The sequence below is a fragment of the Photobacterium sp. GB-1 genome, from assembly GCF_003026165.1.
Taxonomy (GTDB): domain Bacteria; phylum Pseudomonadota; class Gammaproteobacteria; order Enterobacterales; family Vibrionaceae; genus Photobacterium.
This window is the reverse complement of the sequence record NZ_PYOB01000018.1, coordinates 12912-36133: the sequence shown is the minus strand read 5'-3', so window position 1 is coordinate 36133 and position 23222 is coordinate 12912. Positions and strand designations below refer to the sequence as shown.

Sequence of the window (23222 nt, the reverse complement as noted above, 5' to 3'; positions counted from 1 at the left end):
GCTCTTATCTGACAGCGATAAAAGGACATGGTTCAGACGGTGATTTTTCGACCGCTTAAGGTTAGTTTTATAAAAAAAACGGTCAACAATGACTGAAGACCGTATTTATATAGAATTATGTGTGTTGTAAGTGAGTTTCTAAGCCGCAGATTTCAGCACACAGGGCACTAAGGGCTGGCCATGGTGTGGTGTCGTAATCAGTTTTAACCTGGATTTCAAGTTGAGTTAATTGCCGAATGATCTTTACTAAACGCGACAACGGTAAGCGATGAAGTGCACCAATATAAATTTCACGGCGGTTTTGCCACACTCTAAATTGCTCAAAAATGATATTAAGTGGTGTCCCTTTTTTCCCCATCTCTTGCATCTTATAGAGCTGGGTTAACTCTCGTTGCAAGGTACGTAATAAGATCGTGGCTTCAACTCCCTCACCTTGCAATTGACGAAGCACGCGTTGGCTGCGTTTTGCCTGTCCTGCTAATACCGCATCAACCAATTGGAAAGGGGTATAGTGATTATGGCGACTTAATGCTTCTTGTAGGCGAATAATGGTTAGCTCACCATCAGGATAAAGTAAAACCAGCTTATGTAAGCTTTGTGCTAACGCCAGTAAATTACCTTCATGCCATTGCGCTAGCATTTGTACCGATTCATGATCTGGCTTTAAACCGAGCATTCGACAGCGGGTTTGAATAAAGCGCGGCATTTGTTTAGCGTCGGGGGTATTACATGGCACATATAAGCCTAAGCTATCAAGTGCTTTAAACCACTTTGTCGCTTCTTGCTTCTTATTTAAATAAGGGCCTGTCAGTAATAAAAGAATGTCAGGGTTTAAGTGTGCAACAATCTCTAACAAGGCTTTTGCTTGGTTGGCATTAAGCCCTGTTTCTGGAAATTCTAATTCAATGATTTGCTGGGCAGAGAATAAGCTCATTGCTTGGCAGCAATCGAGAACTTGATTCCAATCTAACTGGTTATCAATGGTAAAACGGTGGCGCTCAAGAAAGCCTTGCTGTTGAGCAAGTTGCTTAATATTGTCACCACATTCTTGTTTAAGTAGTGGCTCATTACCAAATAAAAGGTAAGCCTGACGCAGGCCCTTATTGAGTTGCTGCGTCAGTTGTTCAGGATAAACTCTCATTGCGCGTTATGACTATCATGCTCAATAACTGTATTTGACTGCTTAGCAGGTAACGTTGTAATAATCGTTTTACCTGTCTCATCTGAAGATTCTTTTTTATCTTCTTCGTTAAGAATTTCTTTTAATTGAGAGTCTAATTTATCTTCTTCAATCTTATTAAATACAGCGGTTAGACGCGCTAATTTACGCATAATTTGTTGCGCGGCTTGTTCACGCATAACGTTAACCAATTCATCTTGCTCAACAGATTTTGCTAATGCTGTTAATGGGTTATCAAGGAACGTACGAGTCACTTTGGTGGTATACGTTTGCTGACCTTGATTAGGAATAGTGACTGAGTAATTAACTGTTAAGGTTAAATCGTATTCCGCTTTACCGTTATTTTGATAAATCGATAAAGTGCGCTCACCTTGAGACTCACTGTTTATATTTAGGTTCGGCACATTTTTCGCAGGTGCAACTTCGCTAATACCATGGAGTTTAAATTGGTATCTAACCATACGGGTTAGCTGACCATAAGGGTCAAAACTGGTTAATGATAGTTTAGCAATACCGTCAGGAAGCATGTAATTACCGCGAAGGTGGAAGCCACAAGAAGCTGTTGTTAGCGCGAGAAGAGTAATGATAAGTAGTCGAGTTAGGCTGTTGGCCGAGAAAAAACTTTTCACGAAAGTCAGCTCCTTGAAGTAAAAGAAGGTGCGCTAGGCGCAAAATAAAATTGAACGGTTATTATAAAGATCCCCGCAGAAGCGGGGATCTTAAGGTTACTCGCTCTGCTAGATGCACTAACAGAGAAAATAACCTAATTAGCTAGCAACAATGTTAAGCAGTTTACCCGGTACGTAAATGACTTTACGGATCGTTAAACCATCAGTGAACTTAATGACGTTCTCATCGTTTAGACCAAGTTCTTCAACTTGTTCTTTTGTTGCATCTGCTGCAACTGTTAACTTAGCACGAAGCTTACCGTTAACTTGAACAATGATCAGCTTCTCATCTTCAACTAATGCTTTTTCGTCAGCTTGTGGCCATAGTGCATTATCAATATCAGTTTCGCCCAGTGCCGCCCACATTTCGAAACAGATATGTGGCGTGATAGGGTAAAGCATAGTAACAATTGCTTTTAGTGCTTCATCAAGAATTGCGCGATCTTGAACTGATTCTTGAGAGGCTTTAGCCAGCTTATTCATCAGCTCCATGATAGCAGCAATTGCAGTGTTGAATGTCTGACGACGACCAATATCATCACTTACTTTTGCAATAGTTTTGTGAATATCACGACGAAGTGCTTTTTGATCTGCAGTTAGTGCTGCTGTATCAACTGCTTCAGCTGCGCCTTTCGCTGTATGTTCACGTACGAGTTTCCAAACACGCTTAAGGAAACGGTTAGCGCCTTCAACGCCTGATTCTTGCCATTCAAGTGTCATGTCGGCAGGTGATGCAAACATCATGAATAGACGAACGGTATCAGCACCGTACTTATCTACCATTTCTTGAGGGTCGATACCGTTGTTCTTAGACTTAGACATTTTGATCATGCCTGAGTGTTCAACGTTGTGACCTTGAGAGTCAACAGCAGACGTGATACGACCTTTACCGTCACGTTCAACAGTTACATCTGTTGGTGCAACCCACTCTTTACCGCCTTTCTCTGTGGTATAGAAGAATGCGTCAGCCAGTACCATGCCTTGACATAGTAATTGTTTGAATGGCTCGTCAGACGTTACGTAGCCTGCATCACGTAGCAATTTGTGGAAGAAGCGAGAGTACAGTAGGTGCATACATGCGTGTTCAATACCACCGATGTATTGATCAACAGGTAGCCAGTAGTTCGCTTTTTCTGGATCTAGAATATCGTCAGCTTGTGGCGAACAGTAACGCGCGTAGTACCAAGACGATTCCATGAAAGTATCGAATGTATCTGTTTCACGAAGTGCTGGTTCACCGTTAAAGGTAGTTTTTGCCCACTCTTTATCCGCTTTGATTGGACTCGTTACGCCATCCATTACCACATCTTCAGGCAAGATCACGGGTAGTTGATCTGCAGGTACTGGGTGAACTTCGCCATCTTCAGTTGTGACCATTGGGATTGGCGCACCCCAGTAACGTTGACGAGAAACGCCCCAGTCACGTAGACGGAAGTTAACTGTCTTTTTGCCTTTGCCTTCAGCTTCAAGTTTCGTTGCAATTGCATCGAACGCTTGTTGGAAGTTAAGGCCATCGAATTCACCTGAATTAAACAGTACACCTTTTTCTGTGTATGCCGCCTCAGAAATGTCAGCATCGCTACCATCTTCAGGCTTGATAACCGCCATGATGTCGATGTTGTATTTTGTTGCAAATTCAAAGTCACGCTGATCATGCGCAGGTACTGCCATTACCGCACCTGTGCCGTAATCCATCAGTACAAAGTTTGCAACGTAAACTGGTACTTCACGACCATCTAGTGGGTGGATAGCTGTTAAGCCTGTATCCATGCCTTTCTTTTCCATCGTTGCAAGATCGGCTTCTGCAACTTTGTTATTGCGGCATTCGTGAATGAAATCGGCAAGCGCAGGGTTATTTTCAGCCGCTTTTGCAGCAAGCGGGTGGCCTGCAGCAATGCTGACAAATGTAACCCCCATAAGGGTATCAGGACGGGTAGTATAAACTTCTAGATCGTCTTGACCTTTAACGTTAAATGTTAGTTCAACACCTTCAGAGCGACCAATCCAGTTGCGCTGCATGGTTTTAACCATTTCAGGCCAGCCATCAAGGTTGTCAAGATCGTCAAGTAGCTCTTGCGCGTACTCAGTGATCTTAATGAACCATTGTGGGATCTCTTTTTGCTCAACAGGTGTATCACAACGCCAACAACAACCATCTTCAACCTGCTCGTTAGCAAGTACAGTTTGGTCGTTAGGACACCAGTTAACAGATGAAGTCTTCTTATAAACTAGGCCTTTATTGTAAAGCTTAGTGAAAAACTCTTGTTCCCAACGGTAGTACTCTGGCGTACACGTTGCGAATTCACGGTTCCAATCATAACCAAAGCCTAATAGCTTAAGCTGGTTTTTCATGTACTCAATGTTTTCGTAAGTCCATGGTGCAGGGGCTGTCTTATTTTTTACTGCCGCATTTTCAGCAGGTAGACCAAATGCATCCCAGCCGATTGGCTGCATTACATTTTTACCTTGTAAGCGCTGGTAGCGAGAGATAACATCACCGATAGTGTAGTTACGCACGTGACCCATGTGCAGTCGACCACTAGGGTACGGGAACATGGACAGACAATAGAATTTTTCTTTATTAGGGTCTTCACTAACAACAAATGTTTTTTTGTTGTCCCAATGTTCTTGAACTTTTTGTTCAATGTCCTGTGGACGATATTGTTCTTGCATCGATGACATCCGGGATTTTGTGAGTTTAATATAAACACATTAAAATTAATCGACATAGAATAACCAAAGGTAAAGGTGTCAACAATAGCTGAAGGCAATTCGGTACCTTTAATCTTCTATTTGGCGGTATTTCAGCACGCTTTTAGTCAATATAGGCTAAGGAGAAACATCATGACTCAGCAAAAAGCACATTACGAAGCACTATTAGAAAAAGTAACAGAGACATTAAAGAATAGCCCACACGAGCTTAAGAAGTTTATTGAGACGACTGAACTGTATGGTAAAGCCGCCAGCGATATGACCAAAGATGAACTTGCACTGATCGAAGCATATTTAAAAAGTGATTTAAAAACATTCAGTGATGAAGTGAAAAATAGCCCTGAACCGTTTAAAGAAAGTCCATTCTATAAGTTAGTAAGTGAAACAGTATGGCGACACCTTGCTGAGATCACAGACAAAACACAATTAGAGTGGATTGAGGTGATGGATGATATTAAACATAAAGGAGTGTATCGCGCAGGTGAGCTGGTTGGACTTGGACATTTAGTTTGTGAAAAATGTGGTCATCAACAAACCATTACGCATGTGACTCGTATTGAGCCATGCATTAAGTGCGGTTGCGTAGAGTTTAATCGTCAGCCTTTAGAGCCTTAATCTTCGTATAGGGGATTAATGCAAAAAATAAAAACGCAGCGAATAGGCTGCGTTTTTTATTTTAGAATAAGTCATGACGCTTAGGCGTTAAAAATCGTCAGGGCGCTCGATAGTATCAACCACAACAGCAGAATCATCTTGGGGTTGAGTTAACGTTGCTGCTGGTTTTTGCTGTTTCTGTTTTGCTGGCTGCTGAAGCCCTTGGGGAACATCGTTATCGTAACCTTTTACTTTTCGCGTTGCTTCTGTCATTGGCTCGAAAGTGAACTTTTGTCCAGCCAGTGATGCTTCAACCATGGCACCGCCTTTCGTTTTGGTGAAAATGGCTACGCCATTGATGTAACTTTTTGTTGCATAGTTACCATTAGAGCCAGCACCGGCACCCGCGGTTCCCGCTTTTGCAGATGCGCCTTCATCTATGGCTACTGCTGATGCTTGGGCATCTAGCTCAAAGCTGCCGCTGACGAAATTGTCATAAGCACGTTTGTCTTGGAAAAACAGAATCTCGCTGTAAGCTTGCCCCCCGAATTGTAAGCCAATAGAAACTTGAAATAGTTTTGCAAATCCAGTGGCTTTATTCGCTTTAAAGACAACGCCCTTACCATAAGCACCACCAACCCAGAAGCCACCTTTACCGACAGATGGAAAAACCGCATAGCCATAGGCTGAGTTAAAGAAAGGTTGTGTTTGCGGTGATTGGTAAAAATGATCTAATGCGATTTTTGTATCGCTATCTTGTGCAAACACAGACGTTGAACTCAGCATTACGGCACAGGCACATAAGGTTACAAATAGTTTATGTATCGCTTTCATTATCCGATCCTTGTGGGTTGCGTAAGTACCAAGGGAAGCCTTACGAATCATAGGTTCTCATTATTAAGTGTTCTTTCTATATTTATTTTGTTATTCAACTCAACATACCATGAGCTGAAAAAAAAGGTGAAGTTTAAAGCTTCACCTTTTTGAGTATCTTATTCTGTTTCTAATTGCCTTGTGTCACGGAAATGTCCACGTTGACGGCGGATAAGGATCCAAGATAACGCGAAAGCCCAGAAGCTATAGAAATATAAAGGCCAACTACCCATGGTAGTATAAGGTGTCATACCTATCGTTGGGATCACCGTTGCTTTTAGTACTCCAGTGACAAACTGAGGTAATTTTTTAGTGATCATCCCCTTATAATCAACGACCGCTGTAATACCTGTATTAGTTGCACGTAAGAGTGGTTTCCCCAATTCTAATGCGCGCATTTGGGCTATTTCCATATGTTGGAAAGGACCAATAGAGTGACCAAACCATGCGTCATTAGAAAGCGTTAGTAGCATTTCCGTGTGCTTGGTTATGTTCTCACGCATTTGCTCACTAAATGCCACTTCATAACATAATGCAGGTGCTATTGAATAGCCATGGGCTTGAATATTCGGTTGTATATAAGCACCACGACTAAATGATGACATTGGCAAGTTAAACAACGGTGCAATAGGGCGCAATAAATTGCCAAACGGCACAAACTCACCAAATGGGAGTAAGTGATGCTTACTGTATCGTGTTGCTGTGTCGTAGTTATACGGACCATCAGCATCCACACCGAGAGTTAAGATATTATTGAAGAACTGACCATCAGGTTTTTGATCAAGAATACCGGTGATCACTGTACTGTTATGGGCACGGGCTGCATTATCTAAGCCTTGTAAAAAAACAGGAATATGTGCTTCGAGTGCAGGGATTGCAGCTTCAGGCCAAATAATAAGGTCGGATCCCCAGTTTTCACGGGTGAGATCCATATATTTCATCAAGGTTGGCCAACGTTGGCTCGGTAGCCATTTTTGGTCTTGAGGAATATTGCCTTGAATTAAAGCGACAGACACGCTGTGTTTATGATCAGGTTTCACCCATTGTGCTTTTCCTGCCCATAAAGACAAACCAATAATGACAATAGGGATCAGTAATGGTTTCCAATTACGGTAGGTTATCGCAGCAACAATCGCACCGGAAATAAGCACTAAGGCAAGGGTAATACCTTCAACGCCGAAGATTGGCGCAATAGCAGCCAAGGGAGTATCAATTTGGCTATAACCCATCCATAACCATGGGAAGCCGGTAAATAGCCAACCACGTATCCAGTCTAAAATTAACCAGATCACAGGGCCTGTTAACAGTAGCTGGTGGAAAGGGCGAGTACGATTAAAGCGATTGTAGAGATAGCCATATAACGCAGGGTATAGTGCTAAGTAGCTGATCAGCAGTGTCATTAAGAATACACTTGCAATCTTTGGCATACCACCAAAGTTATCTATACTCACGTGTACCCAGCTGATGCCAGTACCAAACATACCTAAACCGTAAAGAAAACCGATTAGGGCTGAACGTTTGGCTGTTTTATGTTGGAGTAAAAAGAAAAAAGCGATGAGAGATAATGGCGCGAGAAGCCAGTAGTTATAAGGTGCAAAAGAAAGTGTTGCAATTGCACCCGCAGGTACAGCTGCAAGCAGCTGTCCCCACGATAATAATGATTTTTTTGTCATTCTTTAAGAAGTAATAGTCGGTTGAAATGCTTCGTCAGGTACCGTTACTTGTAACTGGATAACACGACGGTTATCGGCAGAAGTCACTTTAAACGAGTAACCATTAACTTCAACAACTTCACCACGTGTTGGTAGGTGACCAAAGTTCATCATCACAAGTCCGCCGACAGTATCGACTTCTTCATCACAGAATGAGGTTTGGAATAGTTCATTGAAATCTTCAATGGTTGTCAGTGCTTTTACCGCAAAAGTATGTTTACTTAACTGACGGACATCTTGCTCTTCCTCGTCATCGAATTCATCTTCAATTTCGCCAACGATTTGTTCAAGAATATCTTCAATGGTGATAACGCCTGAAACACCACCAAACTCATCAACCACAATAGCCATGTGGTAACGTTCTTCACGGAACTCTTTTAATAGTCGGTCAACGCGCTTACTTTCCGGCACCACAACGGCGGGACGCAGCACTTTATCCATATCAAAAGGCTCGCTATCAGGAAGCAGATAACGCAGGAGATCTTTAGCAAGTAAGATACCTTCTACGTGGTCTTTATCATCACTGATAACAGGGTAACGAGAGTGTTGGGCTTCAACAATTAAATCAATCAGATCTTCTAACTTCTGAGAACGTTCAATCGTGATCATTTGCGAACGTGGGATCATGATGTCACGAACACGCATTTCAGAAATTTCCATAACACCCTCAAGCATATCGCGAGTGTCATGGTCGATTAGATCGTTTTCTTCTGAATCTCGAAAAACTTCAACCAATTCTTCACGGTTTTGTGGATCACCTTGAAATAGTTGGCCAATACGTTCAAAGAAGGACTTTCTACTCGGACCTTCAGATGTTGGAGAGTTATCTTCGTTCATTATTTACTTTCAGCAAATAGCTTGTCAGCTAAGTGGACGATGCCACGGAAATGCGATTCATCGTTGGATGAATCGCGATATAAATGATTACAGCTTCTCAGAAATATAAGGGTCAACAAATCCCATGTTTTGCATGATCTCTGTTTCCAAATTTTCCATTTCTTCAGCTTCTTCATCTTCAATATGATCATAACCTAGCAGATGGAGACTGCCATGTACAACCATATGTGCCCAGTGTGCTTTTAGGGGCTTATTTTGTTCAACGGCTTCTTTTTCTACAACTTGACGACAAATAATTAAATCGCCAAGCAGTTCCAATTCCATGCCAGGAGGCGCTTCAAATGGGAAAGATAACACATTTGTTGGACGATCTTTACCACGATACTCGAGATTTAGTGCATGGCTCTCTTTTTCATCAACTAAACGGATCGTGACTTCTGCATCAGCTTGAAAAGGGATAACGGCTGCATTTAACCACTGTTGAAACTCCGCTTCTGTCGGTAACCCGTCCAGACTCTCAGTGGCGTGTTGTAAATCGAGGTAAATAGCCATTAATTACTCTTTTCTGATTCTATCTTTGCCGCAGTAGCGACGGCAACTAATGCCGCTTCTTTTGCTTCCTGCTCTGCTCGACGGCGTTGCTCTGCAAGCTTACGTTGTTTTTGGTCTTCGCTTTCCCATACTTCGTAAGCTTGAACAATACGTGCTACCACAGGATGTCGAACGACATCATCGGCTAAGAAGAAATTAAAGCTGATCTCATCAACTTCAGACAATACTTCAATAGCATGACGTAGCCCTGAACGTGCACCACGAGGTAGGTCAATTTGCGTCACATCACCTGTGATCACGGCACGAGAATTAAAGCCAATACGAGTAAGGAACATTTTCATCTGCTCCACTGTAGTGTTTTGGCTTTCATCTAGAATAATAAATGCATCATTAAGGGTACGTCCACGCATATATGCTAATGGGGCAACTTCAATCACATTTCGTTCAATTAATTTTTCTACACGCTCGAAACCTAACATTTCAAATAGCGCATCATAGAGAGGACGTAAGTAAGGGTCGACTTTTTGGCTTAGATCGCCAGGAAGGAAACCTAACTTTTCCCCAGCTTCTACTGCTGGACGTGTTAATAGAATACGTCGGATCTCTTGACGTTCTAATGCATCAACGGCAGCGGCAACGGCAAGGTAGGTTTTACCTGTACCTGCTGGACCAATACCAAAGGTTATATCATGCGTCACCATATTGGCAATATATTGCGCTTGGTTAGGGGTACGCGGTTTAATTACACCTTTTTTGGTTTTGATGTGAATTTCTTTACCGTATGGGATAGAAGATTCTGTTGTTTGCTCTAATATGCCAGATTCTTTGATCGCAAGGTGGATTTGATCTGGTTCGATATCAGGAATAACGTTACGAACTGGCGCCGTATCAACGTAGAGATCTTTGATGATATTTGTCGCAGCCTCTACGGAATAGTTTTTTCCAACTACGCTAAAGTTATTGCTACGGTGATTAATTTCAACCCCTAATCGACGTTCTAATTGTTTGATATTATCGTCGAAAGGGCCACAAAGACTAGATAAACGTTGGTTATCAGCCGGCTCTAGTTGAAATTCTACAGTAATTATTTTGCTCAAGGTTTGCCTCTCATTAAGGCCGCCATGATGACGGCCATAGGTTCAGGGCAGGAGACGTACTCAGGTAAAACGTACATGCCTACCAATGTAGAGCAAGAGCTAACGGTTTACTCTGGTGTAAATACGCCTACACCCAATTCATTTTCTTTACGTGTTTTTGCCATCATTTCAGATGGTGACATTGCAACACGTAGATCCATTTCTGCTTCAGTACGTACTAATTCGCCACGTAGGGAGTTGGTAAATACATCAACAATTTTCACATCGACGAATTGACCAATTAAATCAGCAGAACCTTCAAAGTTTACGATTCGGTTGTTTTCAGTACGGCCACGCAGTTCCATCACGTTTTTACGTGAAGGACCTTCAACAAGGATACGTTGTTCTGTACCTAACATTTGACGCGCATGTCGCATTGCTTGGCTGTTTAGCTGTTGCTGTAGTGCGTATAAACGTTCTTTCTTCACTTCTTCAGACAAATCACAAGGGTAATCAGCTGCTGGTGTACCTGGACGTGGAGAGAAGATAAAGCTGTAACTAATATCAAAGTCGATTTCACGAATTAACTTCATCGTATCTTCGAAATCTTGATCCGTTTCACCAGGGAACGCGACGATAAAGTCTGAGCTCATTGTGATATCTGGGCGAACTTTACGCAATTTACGAATCTTAGATTTGTACTCTATTGCCGTATGAGGGCGTTTCATCATCGTCAGAATACGATCTGAACCACTTTGTACTGGTAGGTGTAAGTAGTTCACTAATTCTGGTGTATCTTTGTACACATCAATAATGTCATCAGTAAACTCAATAGGATGACTAGTTGTGTAACGAATACGGTCAATACCATCAATCGCAGCGACTAAACGCAGTAACTCGGCAAAGCTTGCTAGTTCTCCATCGTGCATTGGACCACGATAAGCATTTACGTTTTGTCCAAGTAGATTGACTTCACGAACGCCTTGTTCTGCAAGTTGTGCAATTTCAAACAGTACATCATCTAGTGGACGGCTCACTTCTTCACCGCGAGTATAAGGTACTACGCAGTAAGTACAGTATTTAGAACAACCTTCCATAATAGATACAAATGCTGTTGCGCCTTCAGCACGAGGCTCAGGCAAGCTATCGAATTTCTCAACTTCAGGGAAGGAGATATCCATAACGGTTTTTTCATTTGATTGTGAACGCTTAATCATCTCTGGCAAACGGTGCAGTGTTTGCGGACCAAAGATTACGTCAACATACGGTGCACGTTTACGAATCGAGTCACCTTCTTGCGTGGCTACACAACCACCGACACCGATCACAAGATCTGGCTTATTATCTTTTAATTTTTTCCAACGCCCTAGCTGATGGAAAACTTTCTCTTGTGCCTTCTCACGGATCGAGCAGGTGTTAAGTAGCACAACATCTGCTTCTTCTGGGATATCGGTTAACTCAAAGCCATTAGCTGCATTAAGAAGATCTGCCATTTTTGATGAATCGTATTCGTTCATCTGGCAGCCCCAGGTTTTGATCAGCAGTTTCTTCGCCATCTCTAACTCTTCGCTCGTAGTGTTGATTTCATTACATTCAGATTACGGGCTGACAGGGGACATGATAGTCATCGCCTGTAGCAAGCCGCGTATTGTACTGCTTTAAACTCGCTCTGACCAGAACATCACCACCCTGAATAAATTGTGGGTTTATTCCAAGCTATGGGTAAAGATGGAATGATTTAAAAAGTGATTGTTCATTATAGACTTTATCGAGCGTTACCATACCAAGTTGGTGCATTTGACGGCGGATCCATAGAGTACGTTGATAGACGTAATTACTCATTGGTGATGCTTTTATCTTATATGGGTTTGGTAATACCGCAGCAAGCTGTGCAGCCTGTTGGATACTTAGTTGGCTGGCAGGTATATGGAAAAAGTGTTCACTTGCTGCTTCTACACCATAAATACCAGGACCGAATTCAATAATATTTAGGTAAACTTCAAGAATACGTTCTTTTCCCCAAACTATTTCCATCAATAAAGAGAAGTATAATTCGATACCTTTACGAATATATGAGTGAATTGGGAATAGAAACATATTTTTAGCCGCTTGCTGGCTAATCGTACTGGCTCCACGTACAGGCCCATTTTTACCTTCGTGTCTTAACACTGACAGTGTCGCTTGTATGTCAATGCCGTGATGCTCAGGAAAGGTTTGATCTTCTGAAGCAATCACCGCTAACTGCATATTTTTTGATATTTCATCTAAATTAACCCACTGATGTTGAGTGTGCGCAGGGTAACCTTGAGGTGGAAATAGTGTTCGGCTAATCTCCCATCCCCAAAATGGTGGATTAATAAACTTAAAAATAATCACGAGAAATATAGGAAACAAAAGTACAAATAAAAGAAATTTAGTAAAAAAACGTTTTAGCATGGTAAGACTGTTTCCTGATTATCAAAGTGATTGCACAATAAAAGAATGTTTATCTTAGTGACATTCCTTATATATTAAAATTTTTTATACAATTCGAGTTACTATGATGGTTTATTGGATTATAACCAAATAATGAGCCTGAACGTAATAGGTAGGTAAATAATGAAGCAGTATGATGTCATCGTTGCGGGTGGCGGTATGGTTGGGGCTGCAACCGCGCTTGGCTTAGCGAAGTTAGGTTTAGATGTTGCTGTATTAGAAGGCTTTGCCCCTCGACCTTTTGCAAACACACAACCGATGGATTTACGTGTTTCCGCAATTTCTCCTCATTCCGTTGCATTATTAGATCGGTTAGGCGCATGGAATGAGGTGCTCAACATGCGTTTGTGTCCTTTTAAACGATTGGAAACATGGGAAAATCCAGAATGTCGTACACGCTTTAATGCTGATGATATGGGATTAGATCAACTAGGCTATATTGTTGAAAATCGCCTGTTGCAACTTGCGCTTTGGCAGCAATTCGACAATATCGAGAACTTGACGTTATATTGCCCATCAAAAATGGTTTCAACAACATCGATTGAAAATGGCTATATCGTTGAGCTAGAAAATACTCAACAGCTACAGTGTCGATTATTAATTGGTGCCGATGGTGCTAATTCTCAAGTACGCCAACAAGCCGGTATTGGTATTACTGCGTGGGATTACCGTCAACACTGCATGCTCATTAATATAGAAACAGCATTGCCGCAACAAGATATTACTTGGCAGCAGTTTACGCCAGCAGGCCCTCGTTCATTCTTACCGTTGCCAGGACATCAAGGTTCATTAGTATGGTATGACAGCCCTGAACGTATTCGACGCCTATCACATATGACTACCGAACAGTTGCATGCAGAGATCTCTGCCGTTTTTCCTGAAGAGCTTGGTGAGTTCAGTGTGGTTGATCATGGATCTTTTCCATTAACGCGTCGTCACGCACAAACCTATTACAAGCCAAATGTCGTTTTATTAGGTGATGCTGCTCATACGATTAATCCATTAGCAGGCCAAGGTGTGAATCTTGGCTTTAAAGATGTTGATGTTTTACTTCAAGAAATAGAAGCGGCAGGTGAGCATTGGGCGGAAAGTTCGGTACTTGATAAGTACCAACGTCGTCGTCGTCCTGATAACCTTATAATGCAAACAGGGATGGATTTTTTCTATGTGACATTTAGTAATAACATCACGCCATTAAAGTTTATTCGTAATGCAGGACTTCGTTTAGCTGATGGGGCTGGCGGCATTAAAAAACAAGTATTGAAATACGCGATGGGTCTTTAGTTAAAGATTTTGCTATTTTTATAACGAAATGCAGAAAGCCGAGAGACATGATCTATCGGCTTTTTCTTTATCTAATAATATATCGCTAGATAAAAGAAAACCCACTCAAAGAGTGGGTTTCTAGTGTATGGTGCGGAAGGAGAGACTTGAACTCTCACACCTTGCGGCGCCAGAACCTAAATCTGGTGCGTCTACCAATTCCGCCACTTCCGCATGATTAATCGTCGAGACAATCAATCTTAAATAATGGCAGGTCTACCTGGATTCGAACCAGGGAATGGCGGCATCAAAAGCCGCTGCCTTACCGCTTGGCGATAGACCTACAGCGCTTGCTTACACAAGACTTTCACAAACTAGAGAGAATGGTGCGGAAGGAGAGACTTGAACTCTCACACCTTGCGGCGCCAGAACCTAAATCTGGTGCGTCTACCAATTCCGCCACTTCCGCATATTGTCAGTTATAAATAACTGTTGTCTCTAGTTATATAATTTAAATCAGTAATTGGTAAAAAGCTGATTTAAAGAATAAATGGTGGCTACGACGGGATTCGAACCTGTGACCCCATCATTATGAGTGATGTGCTCTAACCAACTGAGCTACGTAGCCAACATAGAATACTGACTAATATCAATATTCTTAAATAATGGCAGGTCTACCTGGATTCGAACCAGGGAATGGCGGCATCAAAAGCCGCTGCCTTACCGCTTGGCGATAGACCTACTAGTGCTTTTTAAAAGCATCTCTCAACGCTATTGAGAGAATGGTGCGGAAGGAGAGACTTGAACTCTCACACCTTGCGGCGCCAGAACCTAAATCTGGTGCGTCTACCAATTCCGCCACTTCCGCATGTTATCAGTTTCTAGAACCGATATTCAATTTTAACGTGAAAATTGAATGGTGGCTACGACGGGATTCGAACCTGTGACCCCATCATTATGAGTGATGTGCTCTAACCAACTGAGCTACGTAGCCATTTTCCGTTTTTTAACACTGATTCTTAACGAATCACTGTGTCGGGAACGGGGCGCATTATGCTCATACCAGCGAAAACCGTCAATAGTTTTTTTAAATATATCGTCAAAATTCGTTTGTTCGGCGCATATTTGGGCGATGTGTGCGAATGACAAACTGAAATTACGATTGTCAGCTTAAAACTTCAAAAAATGTGAACACTATCAAGTTATTTATATTGCTAACAAATAAGTGAAATTTATATTTAGATGAAAATAAGCCAGCTAATAAAGCTGGCTTATATAATTTGTAAAATTAGCGGCTAAGCTACAAATTACACGTTAAAACGGAAATGAACAACATCACCGTCTTTAACAATGTACTCTTTACCTTCTAGACGCCATTTACCTGCTTCCTTAGCACCTGACTCACCACCGAAATTGATGTAATCGTCATAGCCAATAACTTCTGCACGAATAAAGCCTTTTTCGAAGTCAGTGTGGATAACACCCGCTGCTTTTGGTGCTGTTGCACCGACAGGGATTGTCCATGCTCGCACTTCTTTAACACCAGCTGTAAAGTAAGTCTGAAGAGACAATAGCTGATAACCTGAACGGATAACACGGTTAAGACCTGGTTCTTCGATACCCATATCGGCAAGGAACTCTTCACGATCTTCATCATCCAGTTCAGCGATCTCTGATTCCATTGCCGCACATACTGGAACAACAACCGCATTTTCTTCAGCTGCACGTGCAATTACTTTGTCAAGGAATGGGTTATTTTCAAAACCGTCTTCATTAACATTAGCGATGTACATGGTTGGCTTAAGCGTTAAGAAGTGTAGGTAATCGATCGCCGCTTTTTCTTCTTTTGTCAGCTCAAGTGCACGTAGCATGCCACCTTCAGTTAAGTGAGGAAGCATCTTCTCTAGTACTTTGATTTCAAACTTAGCATCGTTATCACCGCCTTTTGCGCGTTTAGCTAAACGCTGGATTGCGCGTTCACACGTATCTAAGTCTGCCATCGCAAGCTCAAGGTTGATGATATCCATGTCTTCTAACGGATCGATACGGCCAGCAACGTGGACAATATTATCGTTTTCGAAACAACGAACAACGTGGCCAATAGCATCTGTTTCACGGATGTTAGCTAGGAATTTATTACCTAGACCTTCACCTTTAGATGCACCAGCAACAAGACCCGCGATATCAACAAACTCCATCGTCGTTGGCATAATTCGTTCTGGATTTACGAATACTGCCAATGCATCCATACGTGGATCAGGAACAGGTACTACACCTGTGTTTGGTTCAATAGTACAGAACGGGAAGTTTGCTGCTTCAATGCCTGCTTTTGTTAAGGCGTTGAATAGAGTTGACTTACCAACGTTTGGTAGACCTACGATACCGCATTTAAAACCCATGGTTTAAAACCCTTTTGGTGATTATTCTGTGTAACAACTCAACTATAGTACGAATGACTGTATCTATAGCGGCAAAATAGTACGCGAAAATGTGTGGCTATTCTGCTTTGAATGTATGTAGGCGATTTTGCGCCTTTGTTAAGCCGTCTTTAAGTAAGATATCAATGCAGCGAACAGATTCATCTACTGCAGCATCAATCAATTCTTGCTCTTTAGCAGGTGCTTTTCCAAGTACGTAGCCTGCGACTTTGTTTTTATCGCCTGGATGACCGATAGCGATCCTCAGACGATAGAAATCTTTATTGTTGCCCATTTTACTAATGATATCGCGAAGACCATTATGTCCGCCATGACCACCACCTTTTTTAAATTTCGCAACACCGGGTGGTAAATCTAATTCATCGTGAGCAACTAAAATTTCTTCGGGTTTGATTTGGAAGAAGTTAGCTAACGCAGCAACCGACTTTCCTGACAGATTCATAAAAGTCGATGGGATCAATAGGCGAAGATCTTGTCCATTGGCTGTAATTCTTCCTGTTAAACCAAAATACTTGGGATCAGGGCGAAGGGTTACATTGTGGACGCGCGCTAATTCTTCAACGACCCATGCACCAGCATTATGGCGGGTGTTGGCGTACTCTTGACCCGGGTTAGCGAGGCCAACAAGCAAACGAATATTATTACTCACGTTTATCTCTCTTGTCATTTACCAGTAACTTAGCGGGTTGCACCTGAAATTATAGTGACAATGAGTTACTGGGTGTTGGGCTCAAAACGCGCCATATATTATATTAAATTAACTAAAATTGATATGGCTCTTCGTAGTCACTGTTTTTGCTGGCTAGACAAAAGAAAACGCCTCGCTATTGCGAGGCGTTAAATATCTTATTCGGTTAAATTAAGGCAACCTAACCGAGTGAGCAAATTAGTGCTCAAACATTGCTGAAATTGATTCTTCGTTGCTAATGCGACGAATAGCTTCAGCTAGCATACCTGACAGTGTTAATACTGATACTTTACCCGTCGCTTCAATTTCTTTTGTTAGCGTAATTGAGTCTGTAACGATAATTTCATCGATAACAGATTCACGGATATTCTCTAGTGCACTACCTGAAAATACTGGGTGAGTAGCGTATGCAAATACACGTTTTGCACCACGCTCTTTTAGCGCTTCTGCTGCTTTACATAGGGTACCGCCTGTATCGATCATGTCATCAACGATGATACAGTCACGACCTTCAACGTCACCGATTAGGTGCATGACTTGAGATACGTTTGCACGTGGACGACGCTTATCGATGATAGCGATATCTGTGTCATCAAGTAGTTTTGCAATAGCACGAGCACGGACAACACCACCGATGTCTGGTGATACCACAACAGGATCTTGAAGATCTTTGGCTAGCATGTCTTCTAGAAGAACTGGGCTACCAAATACGTTATCTACAGGAACATCGAAGAAGCCTTGGATTTGCTCAGCGTGTAGGTCAACAGTAAGAACACGGTCAACACCCACATTAGAAAGGAAATCAGCAACTACTTTTGCAGTGATTGGTACACGAGCAGAGCGAACGCGGCGATCTTGGCGAGCATAACCAAAGTATGGAATTACTGCTGTAATACGGCCAGCTGAAGCGCGGCGTAGTGCATCGATCATAACAACCAGTTCCATTAGGTTGTCGTTCGTTGGTGCACAAGTTGATTGGATAATGAATACGTCGCTACCACGTACGTTTTCATTAATTTGTACACATACTTCACCATCGGAGAAACGGTTAACCGTTGCATCTCCCAATGAAATATAAAGACGATCAGCGATGCGTTGGGCTAGTTCTGGTGTTGCGTTACCAGCAAACAGCTTCATATCAGGCACGGTGTAAACCTCAGGTTGCGTCCAAGTTGTAATTACTGACAATCCGTAGAATGTGCGGCTAAGGTTGTCATAAGAGGAGACGTGTTGACACCTTTTGCGACAAATCCGTGGAGCCAGTCAGGTAAAATTTTCAAAATTGCGTTGGCTTCTTCCTGCGTATTAAACTCCGAAAATACACAAGCGCCAGTGCCGGTCAATCTTGATGGCGCGTATTCTAACAGCCACGAAAGCGCCTGATCAACCTCGGGATTAAGACTTCTTACAATTTTCTCGCAATCGTTTTCGTAAACTCCACGTAACAGTGCATCTAGGCTACGTTTTTTAGTATTACGCGGAAGTTCTGGATGGGTGAAAATATCGACAGTTGCAATGCTAATATCAGGCTTTGCGATTAAAAACCATTTTTCTTGCGGTTCTGCCGGTTGCAGTTTTTCACCAATACCTTCGGCAAATGCGCTAGTACCACGGACAAAAACAGGGACATCAGCACCTAATTTAAGACCAATATCTGCTAATTCATCAATCGATAGCTGGGTTTGCCAAAGATGATTGAGGGCGACTAATGCTGTGGCTGCATTAGAAGAGCCACCACCAAGACCACCTCCCATAGGAAGGATCTTATCAATATGAATATCGGCTCCTAAGTCACAATGTGAGGCTTGACGAAGTGCATTTGCAGCGCGATAAATCAGGTTATCTTCGGTTTTAACTCCTTCAATTGCAGGCGTTAAATTAATTTGGTTATCACGACGTGGCGTGATGGTTAAAGTATCGCCATAATCGACAAACTGAAACAGCGTCTGTAAATCATGGTAGCCATTTGGACGTTGGCCTGTAATGTATAAAAATAAATTCAGTTTTGCTGGCGCTGGCCATTGGCTCGCGACACCAAAAGGGATGTATTGACTCATGCAATGCTCGTCTATTTTGAGTAATCGAAAATGCTTTGCTGTTTAATTTGCTAACCAGTTAGAGATTTTTATTTTAATTTTGAGTTTGCCTTGGTTTAGTACCATTTGTGTGGGTAAGGCAGGGCTTTGATCATTATACGTGTTGTAGTGCATTTCCCATACTTGACCATCAATCTCTTTGGCGAGATAAGCGACTTGATCATTTTTGTTTAGCTGATAAGTATCAGCAGCCGTCGGTAAACCAATTAGCCAATCGCGCATTTGTGATAGGGGTAATTCGATTCCTGTTAATTGCTTCACTAATTGCGCAGCATCAGTGCCATGATAGGTTTTACCATCAGGATCGATGAGTGTTACGTTGCCTGGCTCTGCATTGAGATTAAGGACGGTTTTGTACATTTTTGTTAAGATTAACTGGTATTTATCAGCATGATTTTTCCAGTTAAAGGTGAGAGATATGCGTTGCTCAGGGCTTAAATAGCCAAACACACCTTTCGCTTGATAATCGGTGAGGTGTTTTAATTGGGCTTGATGGATTTCCCAATCGACTTTTGCGGTGCTTTTGGGCGTTTGCGCACAGCCAGATAATAAGGAAAATGTAATAGCAATAAAGGCTAAATTACGTAATCTCATGATGAAAGCTCGTAATAAGAATGAGCAAAAACAATAACGATTATTTTAATTAAAGCCAAATATTAAGCAAAAATAAGGGGTAAATTAGGCAAATAAGGCAATAAAAATGCAGTCATTATTGATTGATTACGTCAGCTACCTTTTATTAAGTCAGGGCATCAAGTAAAATCCCCTCCTTAGATTTTTTCACTGGCGAAGTGGGTACACCGTCTCCATGACCTTGCTTGCATTAGGAATCAACCATAAAACAGCTTCTGTTGATTTACGCGAAAAAGTAGCTTTTTCTCCTGAAAAGCTATCTTTGGCGTTGCAGCAGCTGAAAAACCACCCTGAGGTATTAAGTGGGGTTATAGTATCTACCTGTAACCGTACTGAAGTTTACTGTGAGATTTCACAGTCAGGGCCGGGTGTGATCATTGACTGGTTGACCAAATTTCATCAGATCACAGCCGAAGAACTGATGCCAAGCCTGTACTTTCATGAAGAGCAAGCGGCAGCACGTCATTTAATGCGTGTTGCTTGTGGCCTTGATTCGTTAGTATTGGGCGAGCCGCAAATCCTAGGACAGGTGAAGCAGTCTTATTCGGAATCAAAAGACAACGAAGCAGTAGGTGGCACCTTAGAAAAGCTGTTTCAAAAAACCTTTACAGTAGCGAAACGCGTACGTACTGAAACGGACATTGGCGGCAATGCTGTCTCTGTAGCTTATGCGGCGTGTTCTTTAGCGCGACAAATTTTTGAGTCTTTATCGGGTGCTACTATTTTACTTGTTGGTGCAGGCGAAACAATTGAACTTGTTTCTCGCCATGTCGTTGAACAAGGTTGTAATAGTTTGATTGTTGCTAACCGTACGCGTGAGAGAGCAGAAGGCATTGCACAAGAGTTTGGTGCTGAAGTGATCAGTCTTGAAGAAATTCCTGATCACCTCCATCGCGCTGATATTGTTATTAGTTCAACCGCAAGCCCATTGCCGATTGTTGGTAAAGGGATGGTTGAAATGGCATTAAAACAACGTCGTCATCAACCTATGCTGTTGGTGGATATTGCTGTGCCTAGAGATATAGAACAACAAGTTGGCGAATTGAACGATGCTTACTTATATTCTGTTGATGATCTTCACTCGATTGTAGAGAAGAACCGTGAGCAGCGTAAGGTCGCAGCGATTCAAGCTGAAGCCATTATAAGTGAAGAAAGCGCTGTGTTTATGCAGTGGTTACGCTCACTTGAAGCAGTTGATAGTATTCGAGATTATCGTCAATTTGCCGAACAAATTAAACAGGAGCTACTACAGCGTAGTCTCCAAGCCATTGCTAATGGTACCGAGCCTGAAAAGGCGTTAGCAGAGCTCAGTAACAAACTTACCAATAAGCTTATCCATGCACCAACCAAGGCTATGCAGCAGGTCGCAAAAAATGGCGAATCTGAAAAATTAGCTGTGATTCGTGAAGCACTCGGTCTGGATTCCTATAACGATTAGTAGTTGATCGCCTTTGGCTTTCGCTCAGCACTATTAGAAGATTATGAAGCAATCAATTTTAGTTAAATTAGAAACTCTTGTTGAACGTTACGAAGAAGTTCAACATCTCCTCGGTGATCCAAGTGTTCTTGCGGATCAAAACCGCTTTCGTGCGTTATCAAAAGAATATTCTCAGCTAGAAGAAGTGACTAAGTGTTTTCAAGCTTACCAACAAGCAAAAGAAGATTTAGTGGCAGCTGAAGAAATGGCGCAGGAAGACGATGCAGAAATGCGTGAAATGGCACAAGAAGAGATCAAAGAAGCCAAAGCTGAAATTGAACGCTTAGCTGATGAACTTCAGGTGCTATTGATTCCTAAAGATCCTAACGATGATCGTAACTGTTTTGTCGAAATCCGCGCAGGTGCGGGTGGTGATGAAGCGGGTATCTTTGCGGGTGATCTTTTCCGTATGTACAGCAAATATGCAGAACGTCGTGGCTGGCGTATTGAGATCATCAATGAAAACCGCTCAGAACAAGGCGGTTATAAAGAGATGATCGCAAAAGTGAACGGCGATGGTGCTTACGGTATTTTGAAATTTGAGTCAGGCGGTCACCGCGTTCAGCGTGTTCCTGCAACAGAATCTCAAGGTCGTGTACATACTTCGGCTTGTACTGTTGCGGTATTACCTGAAATTCCAGAAGCGGAAATTCCAGAAATCAATGCTGGCGATTTACGTATTGATACCTTCCGTTCATCAGGTGCGGGTGGTCAGCACGTTAACACCACCGACTCTGCAATCCGTATTACTCACTTACCAACAGGTATTGTTGTTGAGTGTCAGGATGAGCGCTCACAGCATAAAAACAAAGCAAAAGCGATGTCGGTACTTGCTGCTCGTATTATCAAAGCAGAAGAAGAGAAACGTCATGCTGAAGAAGCGAGCACACGTCGTAACCTACTAGGTTCAGGCGATCGCTCTGACCGTATTCGTACTTATAACTACCCACAAGGTCGTGTTTCTGATCACCGTATTACACTGACACTTTACCGCTTAAATGAAGTGATGGAAGGTGATTTAGATGCATTGATCCAACCTGTATTTACTGAATACCAAGCGGATCAACTAGCTGCGATGTCTGAGCAAAACTAATGCCTCAAAGCATTGAATATTTGCTAAAGCAAACTACTGAACAACTAGCAAGTGCGGGCTCTGAGAGTCCGCAACTTGATAGTGCTGTGTTGTTATGTCATGTGCTTGATAAGCCACGTAGTTATTTATTAACGTGGCCTGAAAAGCAACTAGATGATGAGCAATATAATATTTTTCAGCAGGTACTTGCACGTCGCCTAAATGGTGAGCCTATTGCATATATTGTTGGTGAGCGTGAATTTTGGTCACTGCCATTAAAAGTCTCACCTTCAACCTTGATCCCTCGTCCTGATACTGAGCGCTTGGTTGAACTTGCATTAGATAAAATCACAAGCGCTACTACCAAAGTATTGGATTTAGGAACCGGAACCGGTGCGATTGCACTGGCGATTGCTTCTGAGTGTCCAAGTCTTCAGGTTACCGGCATCGACTTACGTCAAGAAGCGGCTGAGCTTGCGCATGAAAATAGCCAACGTTTATCAATATTAAATACCCGATTTTTAGCGGGAAGTTGGTATTCACCATTACAAGACAATGATGTGTTTGAGCTAATTGTGAGTAATCCGCCTTACATTGATCACGCCGATCCCCATTTAGTTCAAGGCGATGTCCGCTTTGAACCAAAGAGTGCATTAGTTGCTGATGATAATGGCTTAGCTGATATCCGTATTATTAGCGCGCAAGGACGCAAACACTTAACAGTAGGTGGTTGGTTGTTAATGGAGCATGGCTTCGAACAAGGTTCGGCTGTAAGAACTATTTTAGAACAGTTGGGTTATCAACAAGTATCTACCAGTCAAGACTATGCAGGGCTCGATCGTGTCACGATGGGCTGCTGGCAAGGAGAATTATAAT

At 42.3% G+C, this 23222-nt stretch carries 20 protein-coding genes and 7 tRNA genes; 5 read left to right on the top strand and 22 right to left on the bottom strand.

Annotation, left to right across the window (positions count from 1 at the left end):
- Positions 1 to 115: 115 nt before the first annotated feature.
- From holA to leuS, 3 genes are all read right to left on the bottom strand, one after another.
- Entirely contained in the window at positions 116 to 1141 is a 1026-nt protein-coding gene (holA, locus tag C9J45_RS15725) for a DNA polymerase III subunit delta (protein WP_107205369.1), read from the bottom strand.
- Entirely contained in the window at positions 1138 to 1809 is a 672-nt protein-coding gene (gene lptE / locus C9J45_RS15720) for an LPS assembly lipoprotein LptE (RefSeq protein WP_105060815.1), read from the bottom strand. Before lptE ends, holA begins: the two co-directional genes overlap by 4 nt.
- 138 nt (positions 1810 to 1947) lie before the next feature.
- Positions 1948 to 4521 (bottom strand): leucine--tRNA ligase, encoded by a 2574-nt coding sequence (leuS, locus tag C9J45_RS15715; protein WP_107261817.1) that lies wholly within the window; start codon positions 4519 to 4521, stop codon positions 1948 to 1950.
- 171 nt (positions 4522 to 4692) lie between these two features.
- On the opposite strand from leuS, the gene C9J45_RS15710 reads away from it, so the two are divergent.
- Positions 4693 to 5175: a zinc ribbon-containing protein gene (locus C9J45_RS15710; RefSeq protein WP_107205372.1), complete on the top strand. Its 483-nt coding sequence runs from the start codon at positions 4693 to 4695 to the stop codon at positions 5173 to 5175.
- A gap of 87 nt (positions 5176 to 5262) precedes the next feature.
- Here C9J45_RS15710 and C9J45_RS15705 read toward each other — a convergent pair whose 3' ends face one another.
- From C9J45_RS15705 to mtgA, 7 genes are all read right to left on the bottom strand, one after another.
- Positions 5263 to 5988, bottom strand: coding sequence for a YSC84-related protein (locus C9J45_RS15705; RefSeq protein WP_107205373.1), 726 nt, complete (start codon positions 5986 to 5988; stop codon positions 5263 to 5265).
- A gap of 158 nt (positions 5989 to 6146) precedes the next feature.
- On the bottom strand, positions 6147 to 7700 hold the full coding sequence (gene lnt, locus C9J45_RS15700; protein ID WP_107291343.1) for an apolipoprotein N-acyltransferase: 1554 nt from the start codon (positions 7698 to 7700) through the stop codon (positions 6147 to 6149).
- A gap of 3 nt (positions 7701 to 7703) precedes the next feature.
- Complete coding sequence (gene corC / locus C9J45_RS15695) at positions 7704 to 8576, bottom strand: CNNM family magnesium/cobalt transport protein CorC (protein WP_107205375.1); 873 nt, start codon at positions 8574 to 8576, stop codon at positions 7704 to 7706.
- Positions 8577 to 8663: 87 nt separating this feature from the next.
- Positions 8664 to 9128, bottom strand: coding sequence for an rRNA maturation RNase YbeY (ybeY, locus tag C9J45_RS15690; protein ID WP_107205376.1), 465 nt, complete (start codon positions 9126 to 9128; stop codon positions 8664 to 8666).
- Positions 9128 to 10225 carry a PhoH family protein gene (locus C9J45_RS15685; protein WP_107205377.1) on the bottom strand — a complete coding sequence of 366 codons (1098 nt, stop codon included), beginning with the start codon at positions 10223 to 10225 and terminating at the stop codon, positions 9128 to 9130. Before C9J45_RS15685 ends, ybeY begins: the two co-directional genes overlap by 1 nt.
- Positions 10226 to 10332: 107 nt before the next feature.
- A complete protein-coding gene (miaB, locus tag C9J45_RS15680) occupies positions 10333 to 11760 on the bottom strand; it encodes a tRNA (N6-isopentenyl adenosine(37)-C2)-methylthiotransferase MiaB (protein ID WP_107247683.1) in 1428 nt (475 codons plus the stop codon).
- Between the two features lie 160 nt (positions 11761 to 11920).
- Positions 11921 to 12640, bottom strand: a complete 720-nt coding sequence (gene mtgA, locus C9J45_RS15675) for a monofunctional biosynthetic peptidoglycan transglycosylase (protein WP_107205379.1) — start codon at positions 12638 to 12640, stop codon at positions 11921 to 11923.
- Positions 12641 to 12802: 162 nt separating this feature from the next.
- On the opposite strand from mtgA, the gene C9J45_RS15670 reads away from it, so the two are divergent.
- Positions 12803 to 13963: a 2-octaprenyl-3-methyl-6-methoxy-1,4-benzoquinol hydroxylase gene (locus C9J45_RS15670; RefSeq protein ID WP_107205380.1), complete on the top strand. Its 1161-nt coding sequence runs from the start codon at positions 12803 to 12805 to the stop codon at positions 13961 to 13963.
- Positions 13964 to 14091: 128 nt separating this feature from the next.
- Here C9J45_RS15670 and C9J45_RS15665 read toward each other — a convergent pair.
- From C9J45_RS15665 to lolB, 12 genes are all read right to left on the bottom strand, one after another.
- Positions 14092 to 14176: transfer RNA gene (locus C9J45_RS15665), tRNA-Leu, on the bottom strand.
- Between the two features lie 34 nt (positions 14177 to 14210).
- Positions 14211 to 14285: transfer RNA gene (locus C9J45_RS15660), tRNA-Gln, on the bottom strand.
- A 41-nt stretch (positions 14286 to 14326) separates the two neighbouring features.
- Positions 14327 to 14411, bottom strand: a tRNA-Leu gene (locus C9J45_RS15655).
- Positions 14412 to 14493: 82 nt separating this feature from the next.
- A tRNA-Met gene (locus C9J45_RS15650) sits at positions 14494 to 14570 on the bottom strand.
- 38 nt (positions 14571 to 14608) lie between these two features.
- Positions 14609 to 14683 (bottom strand) — tRNA-Gln (locus tag C9J45_RS15645).
- A 42-nt stretch (positions 14684 to 14725) separates the two neighbouring features.
- Positions 14726 to 14810, bottom strand: a tRNA-Leu gene (locus tag C9J45_RS15640).
- Between the two features lie 49 nt (positions 14811 to 14859).
- Positions 14860 to 14936 (bottom strand) — tRNA-Met (locus tag C9J45_RS15635).
- A gap of 313 nt (positions 14937 to 15249) precedes the next feature.
- The gene (ychF, locus tag C9J45_RS15630) at positions 15250 to 16341 is read right to left on the bottom strand and encodes a redox-regulated ATPase YchF (RefSeq protein ID WP_107247682.1); all 1092 of its coding nucleotides are present in this window, start codon (positions 16339 to 16341) and stop codon (positions 15250 to 15252) included.
- Positions 16342 to 16438: 97 nt separating this feature from the next.
- Entirely contained in the window at positions 16439 to 17029 is a 591-nt protein-coding gene (gene pth, locus C9J45_RS15625; RefSeq protein WP_045153818.1) for an aminoacyl-tRNA hydrolase, read from the bottom strand.
- A 237-nt stretch (positions 17030 to 17266) separates the two neighbouring features.
- The gene (locus C9J45_RS15620; RefSeq protein ID WP_005370023.1) at positions 17267 to 18214 is read right to left on the bottom strand and encodes a ribose-phosphate pyrophosphokinase; all 948 of its coding nucleotides are present in this window, start codon (positions 18212 to 18214) and stop codon (positions 17267 to 17269) included.
- A gap of 32 nt (positions 18215 to 18246) precedes the next feature.
- The gene (gene ispE / locus C9J45_RS15615) at positions 18247 to 19125 is read right to left on the bottom strand and encodes a 4-(cytidine 5'-diphospho)-2-C-methyl-D-erythritol kinase (protein WP_107291453.1); all 879 of its coding nucleotides are present in this window, start codon (positions 19123 to 19125) and stop codon (positions 18247 to 18249) included.
- Positions 19126 to 19167: 42 nt separating this feature from the next.
- The gene (gene lolB, locus C9J45_RS15610) at positions 19168 to 19758 is read right to left on the bottom strand and encodes a lipoprotein insertase outer membrane protein LolB (RefSeq protein ID WP_107205383.1); all 591 of its coding nucleotides are present in this window, start codon (positions 19756 to 19758) and stop codon (positions 19168 to 19170) included.
- 214 nt (positions 19759 to 19972) lie between these two features.
- Here lolB and hemA point away from each other — a divergent pair, with 214 nt between their 5' ends.
- Genes hemA through prmC form a run of 3 tightly spaced genes read left to right on the top strand, consistent with a single transcriptional unit; the run spans position 19973 to position 23221 of the window.
- Positions 19973 to 21235 (top strand): glutamyl-tRNA reductase, encoded by a 1263-nt coding sequence (gene hemA / locus C9J45_RS15605; protein WP_107205384.1) that lies wholly within the window; start codon positions 19973 to 19975, stop codon positions 21233 to 21235.
- Between the two features lie 43 nt (positions 21236 to 21278).
- Positions 21279 to 22367, top strand: a complete 1089-nt coding sequence (gene prfA / locus C9J45_RS15600) for a peptide chain release factor 1 (protein WP_107205385.1) — start codon at positions 21279 to 21281, stop codon at positions 22365 to 22367.
- Entirely contained in the window at positions 22367 to 23221 is an 855-nt protein-coding gene (gene prmC / locus C9J45_RS15595) for a peptide chain release factor N(5)-glutamine methyltransferase (protein ID WP_107291452.1), read from the top strand. The genes prfA and prmC overlap by 1 nt, the downstream gene beginning before the upstream one ends.
- Position 23222: the final 1 nt, after the last annotated feature.

Excerpts from the sequence above, each read along its gene's own strand:
- prmC (WP_107291452.1), top strand. The coding sequence starts at position 22,367 with ATGCCTCAAAGCATTGAATATTTGCTAAAGCAAACTACTGAACAACTA.
- ybeY (WP_107205376.1), bottom strand. The coding sequence starts at position 9,128 with ATGGCTATTTACCTCGATTTACAACACGCCACTGAGAGTCTGGACGGG.
- C9J45_RS15705 (WP_107205373.1), bottom strand. The coding sequence starts at position 5,988 with ATGAAAGCGATACATAAACTATTTGTAACCTTATGTGCCTGTGCCGTA.
- C9J45_RS15710 (WP_107205372.1), top strand. The coding sequence starts at position 4,693 with ATGACTCAGCAAAAAGCACATTACGAAGCACTATTAGAAAAAGTAACA.
- leuS (WP_107261817.1), bottom strand. The coding sequence starts at position 4,521 with ATGCAAGAACAATATCGTCCACAGGACATTGAACAAAAAGTTCAAGAA.
- corC (WP_107205375.1), bottom strand. The coding sequence starts at position 8,576 with ATGAACGAAGATAACTCTCCAACATCTGAAGGTCCGAGTAGAAAGTCC.
- mtgA (WP_107205379.1), bottom strand. The coding sequence starts at position 12,640 with ATGCTAAAACGTTTTTTTACTAAATTTCTTTTATTTGTACTTTTGTTT.
- ispE (WP_107291453.1), bottom strand. The coding sequence starts at position 19,125 with ATGAGTCAATACATCCCTTTTGGTGTCGCGAGCCAATGGCCAGCGCCA.
- miaB (WP_107247683.1), bottom strand. The coding sequence starts at position 11,760 with ATGGCGAAGAAACTGCTGATCAAAACCTGGGGCTGCCAGATGAACGAA.
- hemA (WP_107205384.1), top strand. The coding sequence starts at position 19,973 with ATGACCTTGCTTGCATTAGGAATCAACCATAAAACAGCTTCTGTTGAT.
- C9J45_RS15670 (WP_107205380.1), top strand. The coding sequence starts at position 12,803 with ATGAAGCAGTATGATGTCATCGTTGCGGGTGGCGGTATGGTTGGGGCT.
- lnt (WP_107291343.1), bottom strand. The coding sequence starts at position 7,700 with ATGACAAAAAAATCATTATTATCGTGGGGACAGCTGCTTGCAGCTGTA.
- prfA (WP_107205385.1), top strand. The coding sequence starts at position 21,279 with ATGAAGCAATCAATTTTAGTTAAATTAGAAACTCTTGTTGAACGTTAC.
- ychF (WP_107247682.1), bottom strand. The coding sequence starts at position 16,341 with ATGGGTTTTAAATGCGGTATCGTAGGTCTACCAAACGTTGGTAAGTCA.
- holA (WP_107205369.1), bottom strand. The coding sequence starts at position 1,141 with ATGAGAGTTTATCCTGAACAACTGACGCAGCAACTCAATAAGGGCCTG.
- lolB (WP_107205383.1), bottom strand. The coding sequence starts at position 19,758 with ATGAGATTACGTAATTTAGCCTTTATTGCTATTACATTTTCCTTATTA.